This is a genomic window from Carnobacterium sp. 1290_CSPC, from assembly GCF_001053265.1.
GTDB lineage: Bacteria > Bacillota > Bacilli > Lactobacillales > Aerococcaceae > Aerococcus > Aerococcus urinaeequi.
The window spans coordinates 1-1,732 of sequence record NZ_JVVG01000089.1 but is presented as its reverse complement, the minus strand read 5'-3'; the positions used below and the strand labels follow the sequence as shown (position 1 = coordinate 1,732).

At 31.3% G+C, this 1,732-nt stretch carries 1 protein-coding gene; it reads left to right on the top strand.

The features are described from left to right. Positions 1–802 precede the first annotated feature (802 nt). Positions 803–1,321 carry a hypothetical protein gene (locus AC973_RS08100; protein WP_048729449.1) on the top strand — a complete coding sequence of 173 codons (519 nt, stop codon included), beginning with the start codon at positions 803–805 and terminating at the stop codon, positions 1,319–1,321. Positions 1,322–1,732 lie beyond the last annotated feature (411 nt).

The following is a 1,732-nucleotide window of genomic DNA, read 5'->3' as shown; positions in this document are numbered from 1 at the left end:
GGGAGGAGAAAGATTTATGAAGAAAAGTTTGGTTTCTTTATTGGGTATGCTTATATAATAGGGTATAGCTTTGAAGTTATTGTGAAGATATCAATCAAAATTGTGTTGATTTTGTGATGAATAAGTTACTAATTGCTAAAGCTGTTTTTCTAATCTAAAAATTTTATTAGTATAAAATTTCCATGAAACATCATTATAAACCACTTATTTATCAACGTTCCCCACCCGATGTAACATGAATGTGACAGCACTTTCATCAGTATTTAGGTATGCTAATTTATGAAGATACGAGTCGGTAATCGTTTGATTATCATTTTTCTATAGAACAGTTAGGAGGTGGTAGCTATGGAGCACAATATACAAACATCAAATTATTGAGAAATAATTTATAATCAAGAAGAAGCTTTAAAATCTCTATAGAATGCTGTTGTTTTAGATTACTAGGAACTGTTTTCTTCAAGACTAGAAATAAGAAACGTATCTTCACAGACAATAATCACAGTAAGAGTGTAGAATAATTTCAAGAATTCTTTAAGGAATCCTAAATATTTTATGAAAGCAACACGATAGATATAGCTTGTAAAGACGGTAAAAATCATATTTCAGTTGCTATTAATGGGGATGAGCTAACAGTTGCTATGTCTATTTATAATATTATCGAAAAATTTTAGTTTGCCCACACGACAGTAAAGTCTGATGAATCAACTGGAAGAATTATATGATTTTTCGAATAGGACGACGGAACGAATCCGTCCATAAGGAGAAATAAATATGAAAAATTTTTTTTAGAATATGTTTAATTTTGGGTTTTATTACATTTTATGGCAGTTTAAATCATACACTATCTGTAAAAGCAGATGAGGTTAGTTACGAAGAATCATTAGAGCTACCAAAAGCTGATGTTGATCAAGATACTATTAAGAATAAAATAACTATAACAGCTTATAGCACATCAAGGCCAAGTAGTATTAATGACTACAACAAACTAGGATATAAAAATATTCGTTACTCCTCTTGGACAGGATATAAAATAGTAGCAAGTTCCAGAGCTAAGGCTTTTGCAAAATATGGAATTACAAACCTGCTCAATTTAATCCCTGGTTGGCAAATAAAAGCAGCCATTGGACTTTATGATATAATTTCTTTGATGAAGTCACTCGAAGCTTATGTTTATCCAACAGTCAATATGCAAAATATTATCGCAACATCTCCTAGAGGTACAGAAGTTCTAATTGGCCAAAACACAATTACAAAAGTATATAGTAATTCTGCTAGGACCAAATTAGTAAAGACAATATCTCGTACCTATTGGATCGAATAGATGGGAAAGTTTAAAGAGTGTCCTCGGTTCGTATTTTTGAATAATGGATTAACCATCTAAGTACAACTGCTAAATACTTATAAAGTTTCTCTATAAAATAGATAACTCGCCAACAACAGATTGGTGTTCATATGAAAAAAGTCTTAATCCCTAGAAATATAACCATTCTATTACTCGTCATATTTGCTTTTGTCACCTTTACCTTCCAAGAATCCTACAAATACAACCGTATATTTTTAATCTTATTTATACTGAACTTGATTTGGGGGATATACTACGAAAAGAAGGGGCACTAAGGAGCGCTTAAACTATATTTAGGCATTAAAAAACCAGCTGTTGGGAGGCAGCTGGTTTTTTGTAATCTTTCGTTTTGGGAGGAGAAAGATTTATGAAGAAAAGTTTGGTTTCTTT